The organism is Rhodococcus sp. IEGM 1305 (assembly GCF_030058635.1).
GTDB classification, from domain to species: Bacteria; Actinomycetota; Actinomycetes; order Mycobacteriales; family Mycobacteriaceae; genus Rhodococcus_F; species Rhodococcus_F opacus_D.
Map to the genome: position 1 here is coordinate 41058 of NZ_JASHKX010000032.1, position 22071 is coordinate 63128.

Annotated in this window: 20 protein-coding genes; 7 read left to right on the forward strand and 13 right to left on the reverse strand. The window is 64.4% G+C overall.

The window, feature by feature from the left end:
- Nucleotides 1-13 precede the first annotated feature (13 nt).
- Genes fdxA through QM693_RS29535 form a run of 3 tightly spaced genes read left to right on the forward strand, consistent with a single transcriptional unit; the run spans nt 14 to nt 1686 of the window.
- On the forward strand, nt 14-340 hold the full coding sequence (gene fdxA, locus QM693_RS29525) for a ferredoxin (protein ID WP_283354099.1): 327 nt from the start codon (nt 14-16) through the stop codon (nt 338-340).
- Nucleotides 333-920 (forward strand): FAD-dependent oxidoreductase, encoded by a 588-nt coding sequence (locus QM693_RS29530; protein ID WP_283354100.1) that lies wholly within the window; start codon nt 333-335, stop codon nt 918-920. The genes fdxA and QM693_RS29530 overlap by 8 nt, the downstream gene beginning before the upstream one ends.
- Entirely contained in the window at nt 910-1686 is a 777-nt protein-coding gene (locus tag QM693_RS29535) for a ferredoxin--NADP reductase domain-containing protein (protein ID WP_283354101.1), read from the forward strand. Before QM693_RS29530 ends, QM693_RS29535 begins: the two co-directional genes overlap by 11 nt.
- A gap of 55 nt (nt 1687-1741) precedes the next feature.
- Here QM693_RS29535 and QM693_RS29540 read toward each other — a convergent pair whose 3' ends face one another.
- The 3 genes from QM693_RS29540 to QM693_RS29550 are packed head-to-tail and all read right to left on the reverse strand — an operon-like array spanning nt 1742 to nt 5021.
- A complete protein-coding gene (locus QM693_RS29540; RefSeq protein ID WP_283354102.1) occupies nt 1742-2758 on the reverse strand; it encodes a MaoC family dehydratase in 1017 nt (338 codons plus the stop codon).
- Nucleotides 2759-2790: 32 nt separating this feature from the next.
- Nucleotides 2791-3495, reverse strand: coding sequence for a nitroreductase (locus QM693_RS29545; RefSeq protein WP_283354103.1), 705 nt, complete (start codon nt 3493-3495; stop codon nt 2791-2793).
- Complete coding sequence (locus tag QM693_RS29550) at nt 3492-5021, reverse strand: aldehyde dehydrogenase family protein (protein ID WP_283354104.1); 1530 nt, start codon at nt 5019-5021, stop codon at nt 3492-3494. Before QM693_RS29550 ends, QM693_RS29545 begins: the two co-directional genes overlap by 4 nt.
- Nucleotides 5022-5518: 497 nt before the next feature.
- Between QM693_RS29550 and QM693_RS29555 the strand changes: the two genes are divergently transcribed.
- Nucleotides 5519-6346, forward strand: coding sequence for a mycofactocin-coupled SDR family oxidoreductase (locus QM693_RS29555; protein WP_283354105.1), 828 nt, complete (start codon nt 5519-5521; stop codon nt 6344-6346).
- A 159-nt stretch (nt 6347-6505) separates the two neighbouring features.
- Here QM693_RS29555 and QM693_RS29560 read toward each other — a convergent pair whose 3' ends face one another.
- The 8 genes from QM693_RS29560 to QM693_RS29595 form a co-directional block, all read right to left on the reverse strand.
- Nucleotides 6506-7159: a TetR/AcrR family transcriptional regulator gene (locus QM693_RS29560; RefSeq protein WP_283354106.1), complete on the reverse strand. Its 654-nt coding sequence runs from the start codon at nt 7157-7159 to the stop codon at nt 6506-6508.
- 152 nt (nt 7160-7311) lie between these two features.
- Nucleotides 7312-8805: a carotenoid oxygenase family protein gene (locus QM693_RS29565; protein WP_283354107.1), complete on the reverse strand. Its 1494-nt coding sequence runs from the start codon at nt 8803-8805 to the stop codon at nt 7312-7314.
- A 142-nt stretch (nt 8806-8947) separates the two neighbouring features.
- Nucleotides 8948-9406, reverse strand: a complete 459-nt coding sequence (locus tag QM693_RS29570) for a hypothetical protein (protein WP_283354108.1) — start codon at nt 9404-9406, stop codon at nt 8948-8950.
- Nucleotides 9403-10473, reverse strand: coding sequence for a phosphotransferase family protein (locus QM693_RS29575; RefSeq protein WP_283354109.1), 1071 nt, complete (start codon nt 10471-10473; stop codon nt 9403-9405). The genes QM693_RS29570 and QM693_RS29575 overlap by 4 nt, the downstream gene beginning before the upstream one ends.
- Nucleotides 10470-11642 carry an Rv3169 family protein gene (locus tag QM693_RS29580; RefSeq protein WP_283354110.1) on the reverse strand — a complete coding sequence of 391 codons (1173 nt, stop codon included), beginning with the start codon at nt 11640-11642 and terminating at the stop codon, nt 10470-10472. The genes QM693_RS29575 and QM693_RS29580 overlap by 4 nt, the downstream gene beginning before the upstream one ends.
- Before the next feature lie 38 nt (nt 11643-11680).
- Nucleotides 11681-13516: an AMP-dependent synthetase/ligase gene (locus tag QM693_RS29585; RefSeq protein ID WP_283354111.1), complete on the reverse strand. Its 1836-nt coding sequence runs from the start codon at nt 13514-13516 to the stop codon at nt 11681-11683.
- A 144-nt stretch (nt 13517-13660) separates the two neighbouring features.
- A complete protein-coding gene (locus QM693_RS29590; RefSeq protein WP_283354112.1) occupies nt 13661-15601 on the reverse strand; it encodes a flavin-containing monooxygenase in 1941 nt (646 codons plus the stop codon).
- A gap of 272 nt (nt 15602-15873) precedes the next feature.
- Nucleotides 15874-17037 carry a thiolase family protein gene (locus QM693_RS29595; protein ID WP_283354113.1) on the reverse strand — a complete coding sequence of 388 codons (1164 nt, stop codon included), beginning with the start codon at nt 17035-17037 and terminating at the stop codon, nt 15874-15876.
- A gap of 390 nt (nt 17038-17427) precedes the next feature.
- Between QM693_RS29595 and QM693_RS29600 the strand changes: the two genes are divergently transcribed.
- From QM693_RS29600 to QM693_RS29610, 3 genes are read left to right on the forward strand one after another with little or no spacing between them, the layout of a single operon-like run.
- On the forward strand, nt 17428-18081 hold the full coding sequence (locus tag QM693_RS29600; RefSeq protein ID WP_283354114.1) for a VOC family protein: 654 nt from the start codon (nt 17428-17430) through the stop codon (nt 18079-18081).
- Between the two features lie 60 nt (nt 18082-18141).
- The gene (locus tag QM693_RS29605) at nt 18142-19278 is read left to right on the forward strand and encodes an acyl-CoA dehydrogenase family protein (protein ID WP_502942683.1); all 1137 of its coding nucleotides are present in this window, start codon (nt 18142-18144) and stop codon (nt 19276-19278) included.
- 1 nt (nt 19279) lies between these two features.
- Nucleotides 19280-20287 carry an acyl-CoA dehydrogenase family protein gene (locus tag QM693_RS29610; protein ID WP_283354116.1) on the forward strand — a complete coding sequence of 336 codons (1008 nt, stop codon included), beginning with the start codon at nt 19280-19282 and terminating at the stop codon, nt 20285-20287.
- Nucleotides 20288-20443: 156 nt separating this feature from the next.
- Here QM693_RS29610 and QM693_RS29615 read toward each other — a convergent pair whose 3' ends face one another.
- Complete coding sequence (locus QM693_RS29615) at nt 20444-21628, reverse strand: lipid-transfer protein (protein WP_283354117.1); 1185 nt, start codon at nt 21626-21628, stop codon at nt 20444-20446.
- Nucleotides 21625-22065, reverse strand: a complete 441-nt coding sequence (locus QM693_RS29620; RefSeq protein WP_283354118.1) for a Zn-ribbon domain-containing OB-fold protein — start codon at nt 22063-22065, stop codon at nt 21625-21627. Before QM693_RS29620 ends, QM693_RS29615 begins: the two co-directional genes overlap by 4 nt.
- Nucleotides 22066-22071 lie beyond the last annotated feature (6 nt).

Below are 22071 nucleotides of genomic sequence, written 5' to 3' on the forward strand. Positions count from 1 at the left end.
GGAGACGAGTGCCATGGCATACGTGGTGACGCAGGCGTGTGTGGACTGCCTGGACAAATCCTGCATGCAGGAGTGCCCGGTCGACTGCATCTACGAGGGCGGGCGGATGGCATACATCAATCCGCAGGAGTGCATCGAATGCGCTGCATGCCTTCCGGTGTGCCCCCAGCGCGCCATCTATAACGAACACGACCTGCCCGACCCCCTGGTCGCATTCCGGGCGGCCAACGAGCAGTTCTTCGCCGACATCGGCGCTCCGGGTGGTGCCACCGACGTGGACCTGACCGACCGGGACGCTGCATTCGTTGCATCGCTTCCCCGCGGAGCCGACCGTGACTGACATCCTCCGCGTCGCGATCGTCGGCGCCGGGCCTGCCGGCTTCTACACCGCAGACCAGCTGGTGCGGGAGAAAGGCACCGGGGTCCACGTCGAGTTGATCGATCGGTTGCCGACCCCCTACGGACTCGTCCGTGCCGGCGTCGCCCCGGACCACCAGCACATCAAAGCGGTCACGCGCGTATTCGACAAGATCGCCGCGTCTCCGTCAATTTGTTTCCACGGCGGGGTGACGATCGGTGACGATATCGACCATACGACGCTCGCCGCGCGACATCATGCGGTCGTCTACGCCACCGGCGCGCCCGTCCCACGGCCACTGGGCATCCCAGGTGAAGGACTGCCGGGGTTCCACACCGCTGCGGATGTGGTGCCGTGGTACAACGGTCACCCCGAGCACTCGGATCGGCATCTCGACGTGTCGGGCGAACGCGTCGTGATCGTGGGGAACGGCAACGTCGCACTCGACATCACCCGAATCCTGGCAAGTCGAATCGACGCGTTGAGGCGCACCGACATTGCGGATCATGCAGTAAATGTGCTTTCCGCGTCGGGTGTTTTCGGAGATCGTCGTGGTCGGTAGACGGGGACCCGCCCAAGCCGCATTCACCCGGGCCGAGCTCACAGAACTGGCGAGCATGGAAGACGTCGACGTCATCATTCCCGGGGCGGACGTGTGGATGGACGAGCATCTGCGGGCATACGGCCCGCCATCCGACCACCCCGACGCACCGCTCACAGACCTGTATCGGGAGCTGGGCGGACGGCGTGGAGAAGGGCGGCGAATCCGAGTGGTCCTCAGGTTCTTCGCCGCACCCGTCGAGGTCGTCGGAGAGTCCGCGGTCGAGGGAATCACGCTCGCGCGCACGGAACTGCATGTCCGTGAAGACGGCACCACCTTCGCCGTCGCTACCGACACTACCGAGACCCTCGCGACGGCACTCGTGATCGCGGCGACGGGCTACGTGGCACGGCCGATCGCGACGGTGCCGTACGAGGGCGGTCGCGGATTATTCCGGCACGCGCAGGGGAGGGTGTCGGCTGGTGTCTACGTTGCGGGGTGGGCCAAGCGGGGACCGTCAGGAGTCATCGGCACGAACCGCAAGGATGCGGTCGAAACCGTCCAGCAACTCCTCGAGGATTTCGACGCCGGGCTTCTGGCGGATCCCTCGATGCCCACGGAGTCGTTCCACGACGACCTGGCTGCGCGTGGTGTTGTTACCGACTATCGGGGTTGGACACTCATCGACGAGTGGGAGCGCGATCTCGGTGTCGCACAGCAACGTCCGCGCGTCAAACTGACGAGTATGGAACAGCTGTTCGCCGTGGCCGGTTCGCAAGAGCAGTAGAGCAGGGGAACCCGGGCAGCCTGGAAGCTGCCCGGGTTCCCCTTTGCATTGCGGATCACTCGGCGGCGGCCATGTATTGCAGCATCGTCATGACAGTGTGTCCCACCACCGTGCCGTGCTGATTGCGGTAAACCTCCAGGCTCGTCACGAAGTACCCGTCGCCCAACCGGGTGCGCTTGAGGTCCGAGCAGGAAATGAGTTCGCAGGACGCCGTCACGCGGTCGCCCGGACGTAGCGGCTCACCGAACTCGCAGTGCACGTCCTGGACGATGATGTCGGTCGTGCCCGTCACCCGGAATTCGAACGGTCGCCCACCCGCCGGCTTCGGCCACGGTCCTTGATCGGGCAGGTCGACATCAGGGTGATCCCAGTCGAGGCCCATCTGCGTTGCCCGCGGTTGCGCCCACATGATGAGCGACTGTGCCGGTGCGACGACCCCACCGTGAGATGTCGCGAAATCGCCGTCGATATAGCCGGGGTGGCCATCGCGGACCATCTCGCACCAGTACATGATCTGTGCTTCGCTGACGGGATACGGCCCGTCCCGTTCGATGCGGCGGCCCAGTTCGGCGATCGCCTGCTCCGGCGTGCCGTCGAGACGTTGCGGTTCGGGGGCCGCAGGGGGCATCTGCACCACTACCGGACCTAGGTCGGCCGACGGCATCACCAGCACGACCGTGCAGCTCGCTACCGGACCGTGTTCGTTGTGTAGGCCGAGGTCGACGGTGACGAGGGCGCGGGTGGTGTCTGCGGAGCGATCGGTGACGCGGCCGGTGACGATTGCGGTGTCGCCGGGGCAGAGCTGGGCGCGCATGCGCAGCGTCATCGAAACGAGCGCGGATTCTGGCCCCGACCAGTCCGTCACGTAGCGGCCGAACAGGGCCTGGAAGAACGTCGTGTTGACGAATGCGTCTCGTATCCCCAGCTTCTGGGTGAAGTCACGGTTGTGGTGGTAGGGAAAGAAGTCCCGATTGCCGACCGACTGCAGGAGCAACGTCTTGAGGGTGATCGGGTAGCGCAGTTCGGGCAGCGCGTCGCCGACGGAGACCTCATCCCAGCTTTTGCACGTCACATGTTCATCATTGCCGGTTCGAGTGGCGGTTGTCATCGTGTCCTCCAGAGGACGTAATCCTCGGTCGATGTGCGTGGAGTGCGGAAGGTGTTCGCGGGGTGCGCCTCGTCACGATGTCCGAACGAGATCCCGCACACAACGCTGTAATCGGCGGGTATCCCCAAGTGCTTGCGTACGAAGTCCGAGTGGACGGCGATTGCGGCCTGCGGCACGGCACCGAGCCCGAGGCTCTCCGCGGCGAGCAGGAAGCTCTGCGTGTACACCCCGCAGTCGACTGCGCCGTATGTCCCGAGTTCTGTTGGACTGGACACTACAGCGACGTGCGGGGCGCCGAAAAACTCGAAGTTTCGCGCCGCTTCACGCGCGGACGCGTCGTAGTCGCCCCACTCGACTCCTACCGCGTCGTAGAGTTGCCGGGCGCATCGCCGGCGACGTTCAGCGGTGATACCGGAGTACATTGTGGGAAAAGCGAAGTCGGGTCGGGGCGCATGGACTGTCGTATGTTCCGCCAACGCGGAGCGGAACCGCTCCGTACCGATGCCCTCGGTCACGACCACCCGCCACGGTTGGGTGTTGCACCAGGATGGAGCAAGCCGCGCGAGGTCGAGCAGGGTCTCGATCCGATCCCGCGCCACGGGCTCGGCGGTGAATCCGCGAGTGCTGCGTCGAGACACCATCAGTGATCGGAGCACCGCGGTGGCGGACTGCTGTTTGGAAGGGGCGTCGGGCGAGCTCATCCGACCGGGTACCAATGCGGTTCTTTCACAGGCTCGTCGGTCGTGCTGAGCACGACCCTTGGCCGGGTGTACTTCTTGATACCCGATTCGCCGCCGAACCTACTGCCGACACCGGAATTCTTCCACCCACCGGACGGAAGCGACAGCTGGAAATTGGTGGAGCAGACGTCGTTCACACAGATTCCGCCGACTTCCACGAGGTCTGCTATCGCGAGGCCTCGAGTCCGGTCGCGGGTCCACACGCTTCCACAAAGACCGTAGTCGGAGTCGTTGGCAAGGAGGACCGCTTCGGCGGCGTCCACCACGCGCATGACTGGGATGACCGGGCCAAAGGTCTCCTCGCGCATGACGTCCATGGTGTGATCGACATCGACGAGAACGGTCGGTGGGTAATATAAGCCAGGTCCGGGAAGTCGCTGCCCACCGGTGAGTACACGCGCGCCGGCACGGACGGCGTCCTCGACCTGCCGCTCCACGATCTGTATCTGCTCTTCGCTGGACATGGCGCCGATATCTACGGGTTCCGTATCGCCCGAACCCTGACGAAGTTGTGTCGCCTTTTCCGTCAGGAGCCGAACGAACTCATCGTACGCCGCACTCTCCACGTAGATCCGCTCCACGCAGCTACAACCCTGACCGACGTTGAAGCAGGCACCCCAGATTGCCGCGTTGGACGCGCGCTCGAGGTCGGCGTCGGCGAGGACGATCATCGGGTCCTTGCCTCCGAGTTCGAGACTACAAGGAATAAGCCGCTCACCGGCGCGCGAGGCGACGATTCGGCCGGTGCGCACCGAACCCGTGAACTGGATCATGTCTACTACGTCCACGACGGCAGCGCCGGTCTCGCCACCGCCGGGTACACAGTCCAGCACGTCGGGCGCACCAAGGTCTTCACGCCAGCCCCGCACGACTTCTCGCCACGTGAGCGGCGTGAGGTCGGAGGGTTTCGAAATGACGGCGCAACCCGCCATCAGGGCGGCGGGAATGTCGAGCATCGGCATCGATAGCGGACCGTTCCACGGTGATATGACACCCACCAGCGGATGCGGGCAGTGCTGGATCTCCAGGGACTGCGTCGGATTCGTCGACTCCGGGCGACCGGGCTCGAGGAAGGCTCCGGCGTTCTCGATCCAGTAGTCGGCTACCGAGGCGCCATAGGTGGGCTCGCCTGCGGCGTCGCCAGGGGCTTTGCCGGTCTCGGCGCGGATAAGAGTGACAAGTTCGTCATTGTGCTCGACCAGCCACTGGCTCCAACGGCGTAACCACTGTGCTCGGCTCTCCACTCCGAGTGCGAGCCATTTCGGCTGTGCGGCACGCAACCGGGCGGCGATCGCCTCGACATCGGCCCGGGAGGTATCGGGCACCCGGGCCAGCTCGCGACCATCCGAGGGACTCTGTATCACGCTCGATGCCACAGTGGCTGTGAGCGAGTCGCGAGCAGTCATGGAGTCTCCTTCGGTCGCGCAGGGCTCGGCGGCGCACAGGCGGCCCACCGCGATTCGCAGTTTTAAGTGTGTGTGTCTCACAAATCTATAGACCGAGGCAACGCGCCGTCAACGATCGGCGGATCCATTTTCGAATCCGGTATGGACACAGGGGCATGCGGAGCTGGTTGTTGATCTCTGTCGAGACAAGTCCTGGACAGAGTGGCGCCCATCACCTAGATTGTGAGACAAGATTGGGGAAATTGATAGGGTCACGCCTCGACGTTCGCCGCTTACGCAGTCGCAATCCGCCTCGAAATACGCCTGATCGTGTGCCTCGTACTGGTCGCCATCGAGAGGGTGCGCCACGCTCATCACCGAGTTCGTCGTGCCCGCGATTTCCGAGAATTGGGTCAGAAGCGAGCAAGCCTCACTCCGGTATCGCTGGCGGGCAGATCGGCAGGATCTTCGGAATCGTGCGCAGCGCAGCCCCGGCGGATCCTCAGCCGGATTAATCAGTGTCAACGACATCGTTCTCCGGCCAACCGGCCGGTGGCGATTGCTACAGGACCAGTGCATGTGGAAAGGAATCTCACACCATGGGGCAATTGGATGGAATGGTTGCATTCGTGACCGGTGCCGCGCGCGGACAGGGGCGCAGCCATGCGATCGCTCTCGCGAGCGAGGGGGCCGACATCATCGCGGTCGACGCCTGCCGTCAGATCGACACCGTTCCATATCCTGCGGCCACAGAGGAGGATCTCGCCGAGACGGTCCGCCAGGTTGAACACCTCGGCAGGCGAATTCTTGCAGAACAGGTGGATGTGCGCGATCTCGCCGGTCTGGAATCAGTGGTGGAACGTGGGATATCGCTGTTTGGCCGACTGGACATCGTGTTGGCCAACGCAGGCATCTCGGCTCCGGCGCCAACGCTCACGATGACGGAGGATGCGTGGTCGACGATGATCGACGTCAATCTCACCGGCGTGTGGAAAACCGTCCGCGCGGCTGTGCCCCACATCGTCGCCGGCGGGCGAGGTGGTTCGGTCGTCATCACCAGTTCGCTGGCGGCCTTACGCCCGAACGCAAATATCGCTCACTACTCCGCCGCCAAGTCGGGGCTGGTGGGATTCATGCGTGTACTTGCAAAAGAGCTCGCGCCGAACGGTATCCGAGTCAACACTATCCACCCGACCACGGTGGCGACCGAGATGGTCCTCAACGACGCAACGTATCGGCTGTTTCGGCCAGACCTTGAGGCGCCGACCCGAGACGACTTCGTCCAGGCGGCGAGCACATTGAACGCACTTCCCATTCCTTTGACGGAGTCGTCGGACATTTCCGCCGCCGTTCTGTACCTGGTGGGCAATAGTGGGCGGGCGGTGACCGGTACCACCCACCTGGTGGATGCCGGCGGCGCACTCTGAGATGCATCGCTTTCCGGCCTGCAGCAAGCTAACCGGGCAGTGGTGATCGTGGTTTGATGAGAACAGGAAATCGGCGATCGCTTTCCACGGGCCGATCCGATGGTGGTTGGAGGTGTCGCGTGCATCCAACCACCGTCGTGCGGTCTGCACTCGGATGCATCAGGTGGCGCGGTGTGAAGAGATGAGTTGCACCGCGGCTTCGGCGATTTCATCGGCGGTGAAACCTTCGGTGGGCCGGAACCAGCGGGAGACCCAGATGGCCATGCCCAGGAGGAGTCGGGTGGTGATGCGGGGGTCGGACCACTGCAGGACGTCTGCCTTCATGGCGCGGGTGACTGCGGTGGTCCAGAGTGCCTCGTAGTCGCGGCTCCACTCCTGCCAGCGTGCGTAGGCTTCCGGTGCGAGGCCGACGCCTCCGAAGAGCACGGCGAGGTAGCGGCGGGTCTTGATTGCCGCGTCGATCTGTAGACGGAGGAGTCCGAGGAGGGCCTCTTCGGGGTCGTCGGTGGATTCCATGAGTTCGGTGGCGCCTTCACTTAATTCGTGGGTGAGGCGTTCGAGGACGATGCCGAGTAGGTCGTCCTTGGTGGAGACCGTGCGGTAGAGGGTGGCGCGGGAGACGGAGAGGCGTTCGGCGGCGGCCTCGATCGAGACGGCGTCGTAGCCGCCCTCGGAGAACAGTTGGACGGCGACGTCGGCGACGTCCGACATGGCTATGCTGCGTCGTGGACGGCCCGGTCCGCGACGGACCGGCTCGTCAGCCCCGGTGCCGTTGGTGCTGAGAGCGGTCGAGTCTGTGGTGTGGTCGGTCATGGCGCGGGTCCCTCGCGGTTGGAGAGCTGGGTCGTCTCAATAATCGCACACTCGGTGGCAAATCATGAAGAAGTGCCGGTAACCGCGTGCTTTCCCTTCGGGTTTGAGGAGATCGCCCCGGCTCTCACGGTGAGAACCGGGGCGATTCGTGGTCAGCGGAAGTCCATCCAATGTCCGTGTGCGGTCCAGCCGAGACGGAACGGGATGTCGATGCGGGTGATCGGCCCCTTCGTGATGTCGTGCGTGTCGAAGATGAGGTATTCACCGCGGTTTTCTGCCCACCACGAAACGGGAACGATGATGTAACCGTCTCCTTCGGGTGCATCCAGGGTGCGGGGGACGAACGTGGCCTCGAGCACGCCCGCCGGCTGCTCGTGACGAATCTGGTATTCCTGATCCTGCAGCGTGTGCATGTCGGTGATCACGAGGCTGTTCATCGACATGCCGCTGCGCTTGACCCGGCCACCGACCTGGTAGCCCCAGCGGTAGCCCTTGCCGTAGAACCGTTCGTCGACCTTGGGCAGTTCGGACGGTCGGTCGGAAAGCTGTTCTGACTTGGTGGCACCGGTCTCGAGATCGACCGTCCAGCGGCCGAGGTGACTCTTGGCGATGCTGAAGAACAGGGCGACGTCGTCGCCGTCCGCGAAGTCCTGCTCGAACGGGAAGGGCGGGCGGTTGAAGATCGGCGCATCCAATGTCAGTCGACTACCCGTCATGTTCCCCGACATGGTGTGCATGACGTACTGCGGCTCGACGTCCATCGTGACCCACTTGATGGGGCCGTTGATGTCACGGCGCGGAATGAGCGCCAGGACGATCGGCAGGTCGGGTTCCCAGGCGTAGACGCTCTTGTCCTGGAGGATTCGCTGCTTGTCGACGAGGAAGGGCTGGAAGGGCATGACGACGTGCTCCGGAGTGAGCCAAATATCGTGTGCCACAGTGTTGTAGGGAGCATCGGTGATGTCGCGTGAGCGTACCGTGCCGTCGGGGTTGACGAAGTGCAGCGTGACGTACGGCTGGCGATCGCGATAGGCCCAGCCGTAGAGCTCGCCGGTCTCCGGGTCCCATTTCGGGTGTGCGGTGAACCCGGCGTCCCCGAACGCAGCCTTCTCGTGGATGCCCGCCGACAGCTGGGTCGACCACGGCACGATCCCGATGGTGTCGAGAGTGATCGGGTCGATCGCGATCGGCGCGCCGACGGAGTCCGCGGTGGCGACCATTTTGCCCTGGAACGGGAAGATGTTGACGTTGTTGGTGCCCTGCGGCACGCCCTTTGTGCACATGTCTCGGACGACGTCACCGAGGCCGAAGTTGCGCCAGTCGTGCCAGTCGCCGTCGGTCCATGCGAACATGCCCTTGCCGTGCTGCTCTTCGAGCACGTACTTCGGGGTGCGGATCCAGCGGTTGCGGAAGGTTGCGTTGCCGTTCTCGATGACGAGGCCCTGCACCATGCCATCCATGGACAGCAGGCCGTCGGTGCCTTGCTTGGTCGGACGCTTCCAGGTCGGTCCGGTCCGGTAGAAACCGCCGGCAATATCCTTGGGAATCTCGCCGTGAGTGACGATGCACTCCTCGACGGTTGCCTCGAACCGCATCGGTTGGAACGGGCCCTTGAACCGGGCGTCGGTGGGAATCGGATAACCCACGGGTCTCTCCTCGAACTCGGGGGCCGTGGCGCGATGGCGGAAATAGTCGTTCGCGGCACGGGCTACCAGTAGCGCTCACATCAGCGTATACCAGCGTGGTCACTTGTGGAAACGATCGTTCACAAATCGCTGTAATGCCTGCTCAGCGGCGGGGGCCGGTGAATGCGTCCTGCATCCACGCCTTCTCCCTGCCGAGCTGGCGTCGCAGGTAGTTGCGCGCCGTCTTGCGGATCGGGTCGCCGGAGTCGGGCACGGCCTCGATGACGTGAACGAGAGCCTCACGCAACCGCACAGCGTCCGCTTGGAGGTCCGTCAGCGATGGATACACGGCCGGAGCGGGATCGGCGAGCGCCGCTGCTACCTGCGGGGCGACATCGGCAGGGAGGGTGCCGGACCACTCGGCGAACAGCTCACGCAAGTCCGTGTTGTCGGCGGCGAGTGCCTGAGTCTCCTCGCGTACACGTACCTGCACCGAGCGCAGCATCTGCGCGACTGTGCGGCAGCGGCTCTGCGCGAGGTCGTCCTCGACGTGAGGTGCGATCTCGTCCTCGACGGTATGGATGATGGCGCGTAGCGCCTCGTCGACTCCGGGGTAGATCATTTGATCGCCGATCCTTCGGGTTCGAATCCGTACTCCTGAGCGAGGCGGATGTTGCTGCGGAACGAGTTCTCCCACGCCGTCCAGACGAAACGCAGATCGGTGACACCGAGTCGCTTCACCTGGGAACCGGAGTGGTGGGTGTACAGGAACTGCAGGAGTCCGTTGACCGCCCGGTAGTAGTGGATTCGTTCCAGGCTGACATCGATCCCGGACTGCTCGCGGTAAAACTCCAGTGCCTGCTCCCAGCCCCACACCTCGCGCCCGTCCCGAACGATCTCCGGCACCATCTCCTGCAGTTGCGCAAAGTCGTAAGCGGGATCCCCGAGGCAGGCGAGTTCCCAGTCGGACATCGCGACGATCCGGCCGTCGGCCCACACCTCCTCGCCGTGCCCGTTCGTCCCCTTGCACAGGCTGATCCGCGGGACATCTCGCGGGGCGCTCTCGAGGAGCTGTGCGACACCCTCGGCGAGCACGGGGCTGGGCTCGAACTGGTACTCCGCGAGGCGGCGTAGATTGTCGCGGATCAGGTTCGCCGCGCAATCGGCAGGAGACTCCGGTACGGCGAACACATCGCCGAATCCGAGTGACTTCCAGTCCGCCGTATGCAGTCGCGCGAGCTGTGTCAGGTGTTCCTTGGACGCGGAGATGCGTCGCTCGTCGTGTTCGGGGGAGTCGTCGCCGATGAAGGGCAGGTACCAATCGCCGGCGATCTTCTCGCGCACGTAGGCGGCACGGTGGTCGGGCTGCCACTGCGGGTCGTCCTCGAACCAAAGGGCGCGTGCGGTCGGAACCGGCGCGTCGTTCAGCCCGCGGTAGACCTCGTACTCCGTGGTGAGCAACGTTGGGATGACCGCTCCGGTTTCGTGATCGCGACGGACGATGAACGAGCGCGGTGTCCCGTCGACAAGTGCATCGAGGGACCAGGTTTGCCGACTGACACCGCGTGTCAGGCGCTCGACCGAGACCACCGAAATATCGCGGACGTCTGAACCGATGCGGTCCTTACGGTGCCGGAACCAGGCATCGACGAACGCGACGTCGTCGAGCGTCTGCTCGTACGCTGTCATGACGTGAATCCGTACGGCTCGTACGGACCGTCGAGGAACAACTCGGTCTGTCCGGCCCCGGTCCAGCTGCGTCCATCGGGGGCCGTGGTTGTGATGACCGAGAGGTACTCACGGCCGATGAGGTCCTTGCGTACCGTTCCGTCGTAGAGTTCGTGGTCGAACGGCTGCTTGGAGAAGTCGAACTCGTCCCATTCGAGCGAGACGCCCGGGCCGTGGTAGGTGCGCAGCGAGCCGCCGTCGCGCCAACTGCCGGCGTCGTAGCCCATGGTGTTGGCCACCCACGGCGGGCTCACGGGATCGATTTCCTGGACCCACTTGCCGCCTTCGGAATCCTCGAGGGTAATGGTTGCCCGAGCGAGAAGCCTTGTTCCGGGTACAAATTCAAGTTCCCGGGTGCCGCCGACCAGGTCGATTACCTCGTCATCCCAGCCGATCGTGAGCTGACCCTCGAACGGTGTACCGAAGGTGTCGTTCATCTTCACCTGGCGTCCCTTGGCGTCCTCGTGGAAACCGTAGAAGCCCGACAGCTCGCCGGCGCCGAAGATGGTCCAGAAGCGCAGCGCACGGGGGATGCCCCCCGGGTTGCGGGGTGGCAGCCATTTCGGGTGAGGAGCCATTGGTGCGCGCTCGTGGTACAGCCCCCAGGAGTGATCGCGGCTCGCATACCAGGCACCGGGTTCGACATCCCAGCGGTCGCCGTCGATCTGGATCCAGCCCCGCGGTTCGCCGCTCTGCGAGTACCGCGTCTGATCGGTCGTTGGCCGGCCACGGTTGACCGCCCAGTGATGTGCTTCTTCGAAGGCAGGGGAGGACCCGTACCAGCGGAGGTCGAACGAGATTCCCGAGTCGTTCTCGTCGAGCTTGAGGCGGATTTCTCGGAAAGGCTCGATGACCTCGATCGAATATGGTCCGATCTCGGTCTTGCTCAACTCGCGCCAGGTGCGGCTGAAGCGCACCGTTCGCTGCTTCCCGTCGCGATTGATGCCGACGTACCCGCCGACGACGTCGGTGTTCGGATTGATGCGCATGCCCTGGAACACGAATACCTTGGCCTCGGGTGAGAACACCCCGAAGTAGTAGCCGTCGTCGAAGGACGGATCAGTGTTGGAGACGATGGACACTGGGTGCGGCGTCTGGTGGATGGGGAGCTCGTCATAGGGGCTCAGCATGGTCAGTCCTTGTCCGTATCGGGAGAGCGTGAGGCCGGTCAGGCGTAGAGGGAGTCGATCTGCTCCGCGTACTTCTGATGGATGACGCGGCGTCGAAGCTTGGCGGTCGGTGTGAGTTCCTCGCTGTCGGGGGCCCACGCTCCGGGCAAAAGCACGAAGTTCTTGATCTGTTCGTTGCTGTTGAGGTGCGCGTTTCCGCGGTCGACCGCGCGCTGGATCTCGGCACGAAGGCCCGGCGAGCGCACGATGTCCTCGAGCGGCGTACCGGCGAGGCCGAGCCTGGCTGCTGCGGTCGGCACGGCGTCCAGGTCGAGAGTGATGAGTGCGGTGACGTACTTGCGGCCGTCGCCGATCGCGACGACCTGGCCGATCAGGGAGCTCTCGCCGAGGATCGCCATCTCGATGTTGGCCGGCGACATGTTCTTGCCTGCCGAGTTGATGATGATCTCTTTCTTGCGGTCGACGATCTTCACGAAGCCGTCGTCGTCGAGTTCGGCGATGTCGCCGGTACGTACCCAGCCGTCGGAATCGATGGTGGCGGCATTCTGCTCGGGGTTGTTGCGGTACCCGACCATGTTGAGGTCCGAACGGCAGAGGATCTCGCCGTCGGGACCGAGTTTCACTTCGACGCCGGGCAGCGGTTTGCCCGCGGTTCCCGTCTTGAAATCGTCGATCCGGTTGAAGATGTTGAGCGACGTCTCGGTGGCGCCGTATGCCTCGAGCATGGGAACGCCGACGGCGCGGAAGAAGTGGACGACTTCGGCGGCCACCGGCGCGCCACCGATGATGGCGACGTTGACCTCGTCGAGCCCCAGCCGATGCAGGACAGGCCTGAAGAGGTTCAGGCCGGCCGCTCGCTCGTCGAGCAGGTCCGGCGTCATCTCGATGGTTGCCTCCGTGCCGGCCTCTTCCGCGCGTGCGATCTGCAGGCCCAGTTCGAGCGCCTTGCGGATTCGGTCGCGCAGGTCTGGGTCGCTCTCGGATTCGATGAGCGATTCGATGGCGACCTGCAGCTTCTCGAAGAGTCTGGGCGAGGAGAACAGGACGTCAGGGTGGGAGTCGACGAGTGCCTTCGGTACGTCGTTCATGACCGGGCAGGCGGTGATCGTGGCTCCGTAGACGACGGCCGTGTGCGGGCCGTTGATCCGTCCTCCGGCGTGTGCCATGGGGAGGAAGGAGATGAGCGCCTTCGTCGGCAGGGGGAGTGCGGCGTCGAGTGCACGCAGCTGTGACATCGCCGTGCGGTTCGACCATTGCACCGCCTTCGGTGGTCCGGTGGTGCCCGAGGTGTAGATGATGCATTCCAGGTCGTCAGCCGTGAGGCTCCGCCAGCTGGTTTCGAAGTCGAACTCCGGATCGACGAGCGTTTCGAGCTCGGCGAGCGGCAGGGTGCCCTCAGCGGGATCACCGTCGAGGAGGACGACATGTTCGACGAGGCGGCCGAGCTCGGTGATCGCGACCCGGGTTTTGGCAAGGAATTGCTGTTCGACGACGATGATGCATGCCTCGGCGTTGCCGACCTGGTAGGCGATCTGCTCGGGGGAGGAACTGTTGAAAATTCCGAATGGGATCGCGCCGACGTGGACGGCGGCGTAATCGACGAGGTGGTTCTCGACCGAATTCGTGGCGAGGAACGCGATGGTGTCACCTTTGCGGAGCCCGAGCGACGACAGCCCCCCGGCGATCGCCTTGACCCGCCTACCGACCTCCCCCCACGTCAACTCCACGTCACCACCAATCGTCCGGAGTCCGGGGCGGTCTCCGTGGAGTTCCACGGTGCGCTGGAACGCTGCGGCCAAAGTCGGCGACTCGACTGGAGCGATGACGCTCCCGGTGGCGGGATCGGCGCTCGCACCGACGGTTGCTGCACTCATGGTGGGTGAGTCCTCCTGACTGTCCGGCTGGTGCGCCATGGTTCGTATCGCTGCTGAGTGTGATGATATTTGTACTCGTCTTCTCAAAAATGCCATAGATGTGCGCCAGGTCACAAGTCCGAGGGCGCGATAGTCGTCGAGGTTTCAGGCCGACGTCGGTGCAGGTCTCTCCTCGTACTCGCTGGGGTCGAAGTTCAGAGTTCGCTTCCAGTAGTCGAGATATTTCCACGGACTGCTCACCACGACCCGGCCCGCGGCGTTGCGGTGGTAGGTCGTTGTGCCGTGGTGTGCCCAGATGCTGTGGCCGAGCGCATCATCGAGTTCACGGTTGTACTGCTCGTACGGCTCCTGACGGATTTCCACGCTGCCTACGTCGTGCGTAACGAGGTGGTCGAGGGCCTGCATGATGTAACGCACCTGGAACTCGGCCGCGATCACGGCACTGCCGCCGTGGCCGGCGTTAGTGTTGGGGCCGTTGAGGACGAAGAGGTTGGGGAAGTTTGGCACCGTGATGCCCAGATAGGCGCGAGCGTCGTCGTCTCCCCATTGTTCACGCAGGACGACACCGCCCTTCCCGATGATCTCCATGGGAGCCAGGAATTGAAGGATCTTGAAACCGGTGGCGAAGACGATCACGTCCGCGTCGTACTCCTCACCGCCGCGCGTCACGAGGCTGTGCTCGCGGATCTCGGCCACGGCGTCGGTGATCAGGTCGACGTCATCGCGGGTCATGGTCGCGAACCAACCGTTGTCGAGAAGGGCTCGCTTCGAGTACGGGGGGTAATCAGGCACGCACGCCTCGATCAGGTCCGTGCGGTCGCCCAACTGCTCTGTGATGTACTTCGTCAGGAAGATGCGGTGCCGGTCGTTGGCCGCGTTGATCGCTCGTTCCGGGTGTTCCCAGGTGGGGTCGATCTGCAGATCGGGGTGAAGTCGGTCGCTGAAGTTCCAGAACGCGCGCAGACGGTACCAGCCCGAGTAATACGGAACGTGATCCATGAGATGGCGCACGCCCTCGGAGACGTCCCGCTGGTAGTTGGGATGCGGCAGCGCCCACTGCTTCGACCGCTGAAATACGAGGACGCGTTCTGCCTCGTCCGCGATCGAGGGGACCAACTGCATGGCACTGGCCCCCGTGCCGACAACGGCGACGCGTTTGCCGGCGATCTCGACGCTCTGGTCCCACGCCGCGGTGTGCAGTGTCGGACCGTCGAACGTGTCGAGGCCGGCGAGTGCCGGTATGGAGGGACGGTTGACCATCCCGACCGCAGTGATCAGTACGGTGGTCGTCAGTTCCTCGATCGTCGAGTCGGGATTACGTATGGTCACACGCCACAGGTTGGACTCTTCGTCGAATACGGCACCGAGGACTTCGGTGTTGAAGCGGATGTTCTTTCGCAGGTCGTTCTCGTCGGTGAGCCGCGCGAAGTATGAGTGCAACTCGTCACGTTTGGCGAAGTACCGCGACCATCGGGTGTTGGGATCGAACGAGAACGAGTACAGGTGACTCGGTGTGTCGACGCCGCAGCCGGGGTAGACGTTCTCCAACCAGGCGCCGCCCACGTCCGGGTCCTTCTCAATGACCATGTAGTCGATGCCGGCCTCCTGGAGTTTGATGGCAGCGCACAGACCGGACATGCCGGTGCCGACCACGAGGGCCGAGAATCCGGACGGCGGCTCGTGGACGTCGACGTCCCGGCTGAGCAGCCCCAGTTCTTCAGACAGCAGTGGACCGTACGAACGCGGAACTTCCTCGCCCAGTGCGATCTCGAGATACTCCGCGACCTGTTCTGGGGTCAGGTCTCCGGGAACGAGCCGGCCTTCACGGACGGCCGTCACGGCGTCGTACGCCGCGGCGCGAACCTCGTCACCGAGTTCAGCCGGGAGCCCGGCGGAGTCGTTGTCGTCCAGTGGTTTGCCCTTGCGCGGGGTGTACGGCTCGTGAATCCACTTGGTGTCACCGGTCAGGTGGGCGAGGACGAGCATGAGCGTCGGCAGGTTCGCGTCTTTTAGTGCGAGGCGCAACTGGTGATCCTCGTCGGTCGCCAGGTTTGCGGGGGTTCCGGTGAGCACGGATTCCGACACGAGGGACTCCTTCATAAAGTGGTCGATGGGTCGGACGAGCATCAGCCACTACTTGGAACCCCGTGATGCCTATGGGTTGAAGGTTCCGCGTGCCGTGCGGTCGTCGAGACCAATAAAGATCTTCTGCGTCTCAATATAGGTCAGGTGGGGGTCACCGTCAAGAACGATTCTGACGCGACCGCACGGGCCTACCGGCGAAGACCAAGGGGTGTTCCGACCGTCTGCGGACCCTGCGAACGATCGTTCTTAGGGTCCGCAGGTCTGCCCTCGGTTCAGATGGCTTCGATGATCACCGCCGCCGCCATGCCGCCGCCCGCGCACATCGCGGCGACCGCGATGCCTCTGCCGCGACGTGCCAATTCGTGTGACAGGGTGGTGAGCATGCGGGTTCCGGATGCGGCGACCGGATGCCCGAGCGAACAGCCGCTGCCCCACGGATTGACACGGTCTTCGTCGAGATCGAGGGCCCGAACCGCCGCGATCGGCACCGACGCGAAAGCCTCGTTGATCTCCCACAGGTCGATCTCCCCGGGCGACAAGCTCGTGCGCTGCAATGCTTTGCGAATCGCGGCAACGGCGGCGGTGCCGGTCTCGCCGGGCTCGACACCGACGGCCGCCCATCCCCGCACCACCGCAAGTGGGGTCAGGCCAAGTCGACTCGCCAGGTCGGAACTCGCGACCGCCACGGCTGCGGCAGCGTCGTTGATCCCGCTCGAATTTCCCGCAGTGATGGAGAAACCTTCGATCTCTGGGTGCAGAACGCGCAGGCCGGCGAGTCGTTCGACGCTGGTGTTCGATCGAGGGTGCTCGTCGACGTCGAACGTCGAGATCGATCCGTCTGAGGTTGTGATCTTCAGTGGGACGATCTCGTCCGTGAACTGGCCTGCGCTCGTTGCCGCGACGGCGCGGACGTGGGACCGGTAGGCCCAGGCGTCCATATCCTCGCGGGTGATGCCGGCTTGGCGAGCTGCGTTCCAGCCGACCGTGATCGACATGTCGTGCGCGGGTGCGTCCGAGGTCGGGCGGTGCGACTCCGACCGCCACTCGACGGTGCCGTCCAGGCGCTGCACCAGACCCGGAGCGGTGGAAGACGACTGCACGCCGCCGGCGACTATCGCCTCGTCGAAGCCGCCGCGGAGGTTTGCGGCCGAGACCATCACGCTTGTCAGCCCGCCCGCGCAGTGGCGGTTCACCGCCACACCGGGAACGCCACGCATTCCCACCTCGAGGGCGGTGTATCGGGCGAGGACGCCCCCGCCGTAAAGCGACTCCGCGAGAACGATGTCGTCGAACGATTCCGGGGCGATCCCCGAGCGGAGAACCGCCTCGGCCACGACAGGAACTGACAATTCGGTGGCATGGGTGTCCCGCAGCGCGCCTTTGAATGAGGTGCCGATCGCAGTACGGCAGGCGGACAGGATGACGGCGTCGGACATGGCGACTCCTCGCGACGAAGGGGATTGGTGAGGTACAACAGTTTGGAACGTACGTTCACTGTCTGCCTTCTGGCAACCTCTCTCGCCGACGATTCGAGGTTCACGCTCATGTACGACGCATTGGTCTCCGCAGATTTAGTCACTGACGATCCAGACGGATCGTCTCAGCAGCTCGTCGCTTCGCTGGGTCTGCCGACGCCTCGCCCCTCGGCGTTCTCCGAACCGCCCGGGCACGGTTTCCGGGCCGTGTGGATGCGTGCGCACCCATCGATGAAGGTATCGCCGACCCGCATCGAAGTGATCGGCCCGCGGCCTCGGACTGAACCGGGCGACCACCTCGACGAGCGCATGTCCGCTCAACTACCCCGGCCTGTTCGGACCCACGCGACAGTGTTCGCCGGCGACGTCGAATCCGTCATCACGAACCTGGAGCGGCGCGGAGTGCGTCATCGGGTCTCGCCGGCGGGAAACGACTTCCCCTCGCCGCGTGTCTGGATCGGGGTCACTGACGACGATCCGCTCGGCTACGACCCGACCGTGGACGGCGGCCTCCTCGTGGAGGTGATTTCGCCGGACCTCGCCGGATTGCCGACCGAATACGCCGATCCAGCGGACTTCGACTCGTACGCCCCTGGCACGATCGTGCGGGTGGCAGCCCGGCGGTTCCTTGTGGCGGACCTGGACGAGGCGGTGCGCGCGCTGGACGCGAATCTTTCGCTCACCCCGTCCGGCCTCGTCACCGATACCTTCGCTCGGCGTGCTCGCTATACCTTCGGGATCAGCGCAAGCGCTGCGATCGAACTGGCTCAGCCGACGAGCACGGAGTCCGACCTCGCCGACTTTGCGGGGAAGTGGGGGCCGGGACCGCATGCCGTCGTTCTCGCGGTCCGCGGACTGGAACAACTCGCGCTCGACCTCGAGGTGCGAGGAACACCATTCACGCGCAGCGAAACCGATGAGGGGCAGTCGGTGCTTCACGTCGACACCTCGTTCACGAGCGGCACCCCGTTCGAATTGCACGAGGTCGAACCTTTCCGAAAATAGAGAGACATAAAGTATCAAAACCTCTGGATTTCCGGTCTGCCATGCAATATGGTCGGTTGCGTGGACTTCTTCGAATCGCCCGAGGACGAGGCTTTCCGCCTCGAAGCTCGAAAATGGTTACATGCCAACAAACCATCCGAACCTTTGCCCTCACCCGACACTCCGGACGGGTTCGCGCAGAACCGCGCCTGGGAGCGAACGCTGTTCGACGCCGAATGGTCAGTCGTGTCCTGGCCGAAGGAATACGGCGGTCGCGGACTCGGCCTATGGGAGTGGATGATCTTCGAGGAGGAGTACTTCGCGGCCGGGCTCGGTCCCCGCGCGGCGCAGAACGGCATCTTCCTCCTCGCGCCGTCGCTCTTCGAATTCGGAACCGAACAGCAGAAACACGAATTGCTGCCGAGGATCGCCGGAGTGGAGGACATGTGGGCGCAGGGCTGGTCCGAACCGGAAGCAGGTAGCGACCTGGCCGGAGTGCGCACCTACGCGGAGCGTGACGAAAACGGGGGCGGATGGCGTGTCTACGGCCGGAAGATCTGGAGCACCCGCGCCGCATTCTGCGACAAACTGTTCGCCATCGTGCGCACCGAACCGGGGTCGACCCGTCATCGGGGTCTGTCGTACCTGCTGATTGACCTGACAGCGCCGGGGGTGTCCGTCCGCCCTGTGCAGAAGCTCGGCGGTGAGACCGGCTTCGGCGAGGTGACCTTCGACGGGGCCTTCGTCCCGGATTCGGACGTCCTCGGCGGAGTCGGAAACGGGTGGAAGGTCGCAATGGCGACCACGGGGTCCGAGCGTGGCCTGGTTCTTCGATCGCCCGGACGATTCTCCGCAGCGGCGAATCGACTCGTCGACCTCTACCGCGGCACGCCGGGCGCGTCGCCGTCCGCACGCCGTGAAGTAGTCGATGCGTGGATGGCCGCGGAAGCATACAAGCTGATGGCGATGCGCACGGTCACCACGCTGGCGGACGGTGGCAAGATCGGAGCCGAATCGAGCGCTAACAAGGTGTTTTGGTCCGAGATGGACGTGCACATGCACGAGACCGCGCTCGATCTCCTCGCCGAAGGCGCGGAGCTCGAGGGTCCGTGGTCCCACGGATTCATTACCTCGATGGCGACGCCGATCTTTGCCGGTACCAACGAAATCCAACGCAACATCATCGCCGAACGTGTGCTCGGCCTACCGAGGGGTTGACATGCGCTTCGCTCAGACCGAAGAACAGAAGATGTTCCGCGACTCCGTCGCCGCCGTCGTATCGCGCTCGAGCAAACCGGCCGACGTCCGGGAGGCGTGGGAACTCGACGCCGTGGAGCGTCCAGCCGTGTGGGAAGCGCTAGTGGCCACTGGATTTCCCACCTTACTTACGCCCGAGGAACTTGGCGGAGGTGGTAGCGAGCGTGAACTTACCGCTGCCCTGGACGAGCTGGGGAGAGCAGCGGCGCCCGGCCCCCTTGTCGAACACGCGGCGGTGGCCGTCCCGCTGCTCGCCGAACTCGCTCCGAGCGTGCTCGAGACTGTGCTCGACGAAGGACAGCTCATGACCGCGACGGCTGGTTCTGTTGTCCCGTACGCCGCGATGTCCGATTCCGCACTCGTCTTGCGCGGCGACACCATTCACAGGGTAGCGCTCGACGCGCAGTCCGAGACCCCCGCCGCCGCGGCATTCGACAAATCGCGGCAGGCGGCCACATTGCCGGACGAAGCTCTCGGCGAAACCACGGTTCTCGCCTCCGGCCCACAGGTCGCGGCGGCGGTTGCCCGAGCCGAAGATCGCGCCGCGCTCGGCACCGCATCATTTCTCCTGGGCCTTGCGTCGTCGATGATCGACGCTACCGTCACCTACGACACGATGCGGACCCAGTTCGGCGTGTCGATCGGCAGCTTCCAGGCCGTGAAGCATCAGTTGGCCAACGCGTACATCGCCGTCGAATTCGCTCGTCCCGTGGTCGATGCCGCCGCAATGGCCATGAGCGCCTCGTCACCCGACGCTCCGCGACTGTGCTCGATGGCCAAGGCGCTGGCCGGCGACGCGGGACGCATCACCGCCAAAGCCGCCTTGCAGTGCCATGGAGCGATCGGATACACGATGGAAGCCGACCTCCACCTTCACCTGATGCGGACCTGGAGCCTGCTGAACGCGTGGGGCAGCGTAGATCACCATCGCGATCGGGTTGCCGACATGGTGCTCGGTGTCGGGGTGTGACGGTCGCCCGTGGCACCCGCGTGAAGAGGGACTAGCTTAGAACGAACAACGAGATCCGTCCGGCCGCCTGTGCGCCGGGCGGATCTCGTTGGTGTCGAGAGGATGTGACTTGACCTCCTCGTACAGCTTCTTCGCGCAGTACGAGGAGGATCAAAACTAGCGAGCGAGGATGGCTGCGGACCCGTGGCCGAACAGGCCCTGGTTGACCGAGATGCCCACACGTGCACCGTCGACCTGACGCTCGCCGGCGTCGCCGCGCAGCTGAGTGGTCAACTCACACATCTGAGCGATCGCCTGGGCGGGTACCGCCTCGCCGAAGCTTGCGAGCCCGCCGCTCGCGTTGACCGGAACGCGGCCCCCGAGTTCCGTTGCGCCGTCGAGCAGTAGCTTTTCGGCCTCGCCCGGCGCGCACAGTCCGATGTCCTCATACCAGTCGAGTTCGAGCGCGGTCGACAGGTCGTACACCTCGGCGAGATCCACATCGTCGGGTCCGAGTCCCGCCTCCGCGTACGCGTGGGCGGCGATCGATCGACGGAAGCCGAGCTCGGGTGCAGACACCTTCACCGTGGAATCGGTGGCGAAATTGGGCATCTCGATGAGATCGTTCGGGTACACGGGTGTATTGGTCGAGACCGCCTTGATACGAACGGGATTGCCCGCCGACTTCCGTTTCGCATACTCGACACTCGTCAGCACCATCGCGGCTGCGCCGTCGCTGGTCGCGCAGACGTCGAGCAGGTGAAGAGGCTCCGAGACGTACGGAGAGGCTAGTACGTCTTCCTCCGTCACGATCTTGCGGAAGCGGGCATTCGGGTTGCTGATGCCGTGCCGGCTGTTCTTGGCCTTTACCCGGGCGAAGTCCTCCGGCGTGGCGCCGTACCGGGCGACCCGGCGCTGCGCGTAGAGCCCGAAGTAGGTCGGGTTGGTGGCTCCGAGGAGGCGGAAACGGAGCCAGTCCGGGTCGTTCTCATCGCTACCCGACGGACCGAAGAACCCCTTCGGCGTCGTGTCTGCACCGACTACGAGAGCGACATCGCAGAGTCCCGAAAGGATATGCGTGCGAGCGGCATTGACTGCCTGAGATCCCGAGGCGCAGGCCGCGAACGAGCTACTGATGCGGGCACCGTTCCACCCGAGGGCCTGAGCGAAGGTGGAACCGGACACGAGTCCCGGGTATCCACCGCGCCAGGTATTGGCACCGGCGACCATCTGGACCTCGGACCAGTCGATTCCGGCGTCGGCGAGCGCGGCGCGTGCCGCCACACGCCCGTATTCGATGAAACTCTTTCCGAACTTGCCCCACGGGTGCATACCCACCCCGAGCACTGCCACATCGCTCATGCGACCTCACGTCCTTCCTGATCGAGGGCCCAGCGCCACACGAGTTGTTCCTCGTCGTCGGTGCGGAAGAGCACTTCGGACACCAGATGCACGCGGTCACCGACAGCGATTCTCGGGCTGTCGGGGCTGAGCTGTCCGAGGACGACCATGCCCTCGCTATGGAGTTCGACCGCAACCACGGTGTAGGGCGTGAACGGTTCCGGACTGACATATGGGGCCGGTGGCTTGTAGTGGTTGACGGTGAATGACCATACGGTGCCGCTCCGGCTCAGTGGCGTGCGGGCGAAGCTCTCGCCGTCACACGCCGGGTTGCGGCAGAAGTCGATCTGCGGGGGAAAGAAGATGGATCCGCACGTGGTGCAGGTGGCGCCCAGCAGGTGTGGTCCCTCGGGGGCGAACCAGTCTTCGCGGGCCGACCGGGTCATGGGTTGGGACATGGGTGT

Excerpts from the sequence above, each read along its gene's own strand:
- fdxA (WP_283354099.1), top strand. The coding sequence starts at position 14 with ATGGCATACGTGGTGACGCAGGCGTGTGTGGACTGCCTGGACAAATCC.
- QM693_RS29545 (WP_283354103.1), bottom strand. The coding sequence starts at position 3,495 with ATGAGCTCGCCCGACGCCCCTTCCAAACAGCAGTCCGCCACCGCGGTG.
- QM693_RS29555 (WP_283354105.1), top strand. The coding sequence starts at position 5,519 with ATGGGGCAATTGGATGGAATGGTTGCATTCGTGACCGGTGCCGCGCGC.
- QM693_RS29560 (WP_283354106.1), bottom strand. The coding sequence starts at position 7,159 with ATGACCGACCACACCACAGACTCGACCGCTCTCAGCACCAACGGCACC.
- QM693_RS29570 (WP_283354108.1), bottom strand. The coding sequence starts at position 9,406 with ATGATCTACCCCGGAGTCGACGAGGCGCTACGCGCCATCATCCATACC.
- QM693_RS29575 (WP_283354109.1), bottom strand. The coding sequence starts at position 10,473 with ATGACAGCGTACGAGCAGACGCTCGACGACGTCGCGTTCGTCGATGCC.
- QM693_RS29580 (WP_283354110.1), bottom strand. The coding sequence starts at position 11,642 with ATGCTGAGCCCCTATGACGAGCTCCCCATCCACCAGACGCCGCACCCA.
- QM693_RS29585 (WP_283354111.1), bottom strand. The coding sequence starts at position 13,516 with ATGAGTGCAGCAACCGTCGGTGCGAGCGCCGATCCCGCCACCGGGAGC.
- QM693_RS29595 (WP_283354113.1), bottom strand. The coding sequence starts at position 17,037 with ATGTCCGACGCCGTCATCCTGTCCGCCTGCCGTACTGCGATCGGCACC.
- QM693_RS29610 (WP_283354116.1), top strand. The coding sequence starts at position 19,280 with ATGCGCTTCGCTCAGACCGAAGAACAGAAGATGTTCCGCGACTCCGTC.
- QM693_RS29615 (WP_283354117.1), bottom strand. The coding sequence starts at position 21,628 with ATGAGCGATGTGGCAGTGCTCGGGGTGGGTATGCACCCGTGGGGCAAG.
- QM693_RS29620 (WP_283354118.1), bottom strand. The coding sequence starts at position 22,065 with ATGTCCCAACCCATGACCCGGTCGGCCCGCGAAGACTGGTTCGCCCCC.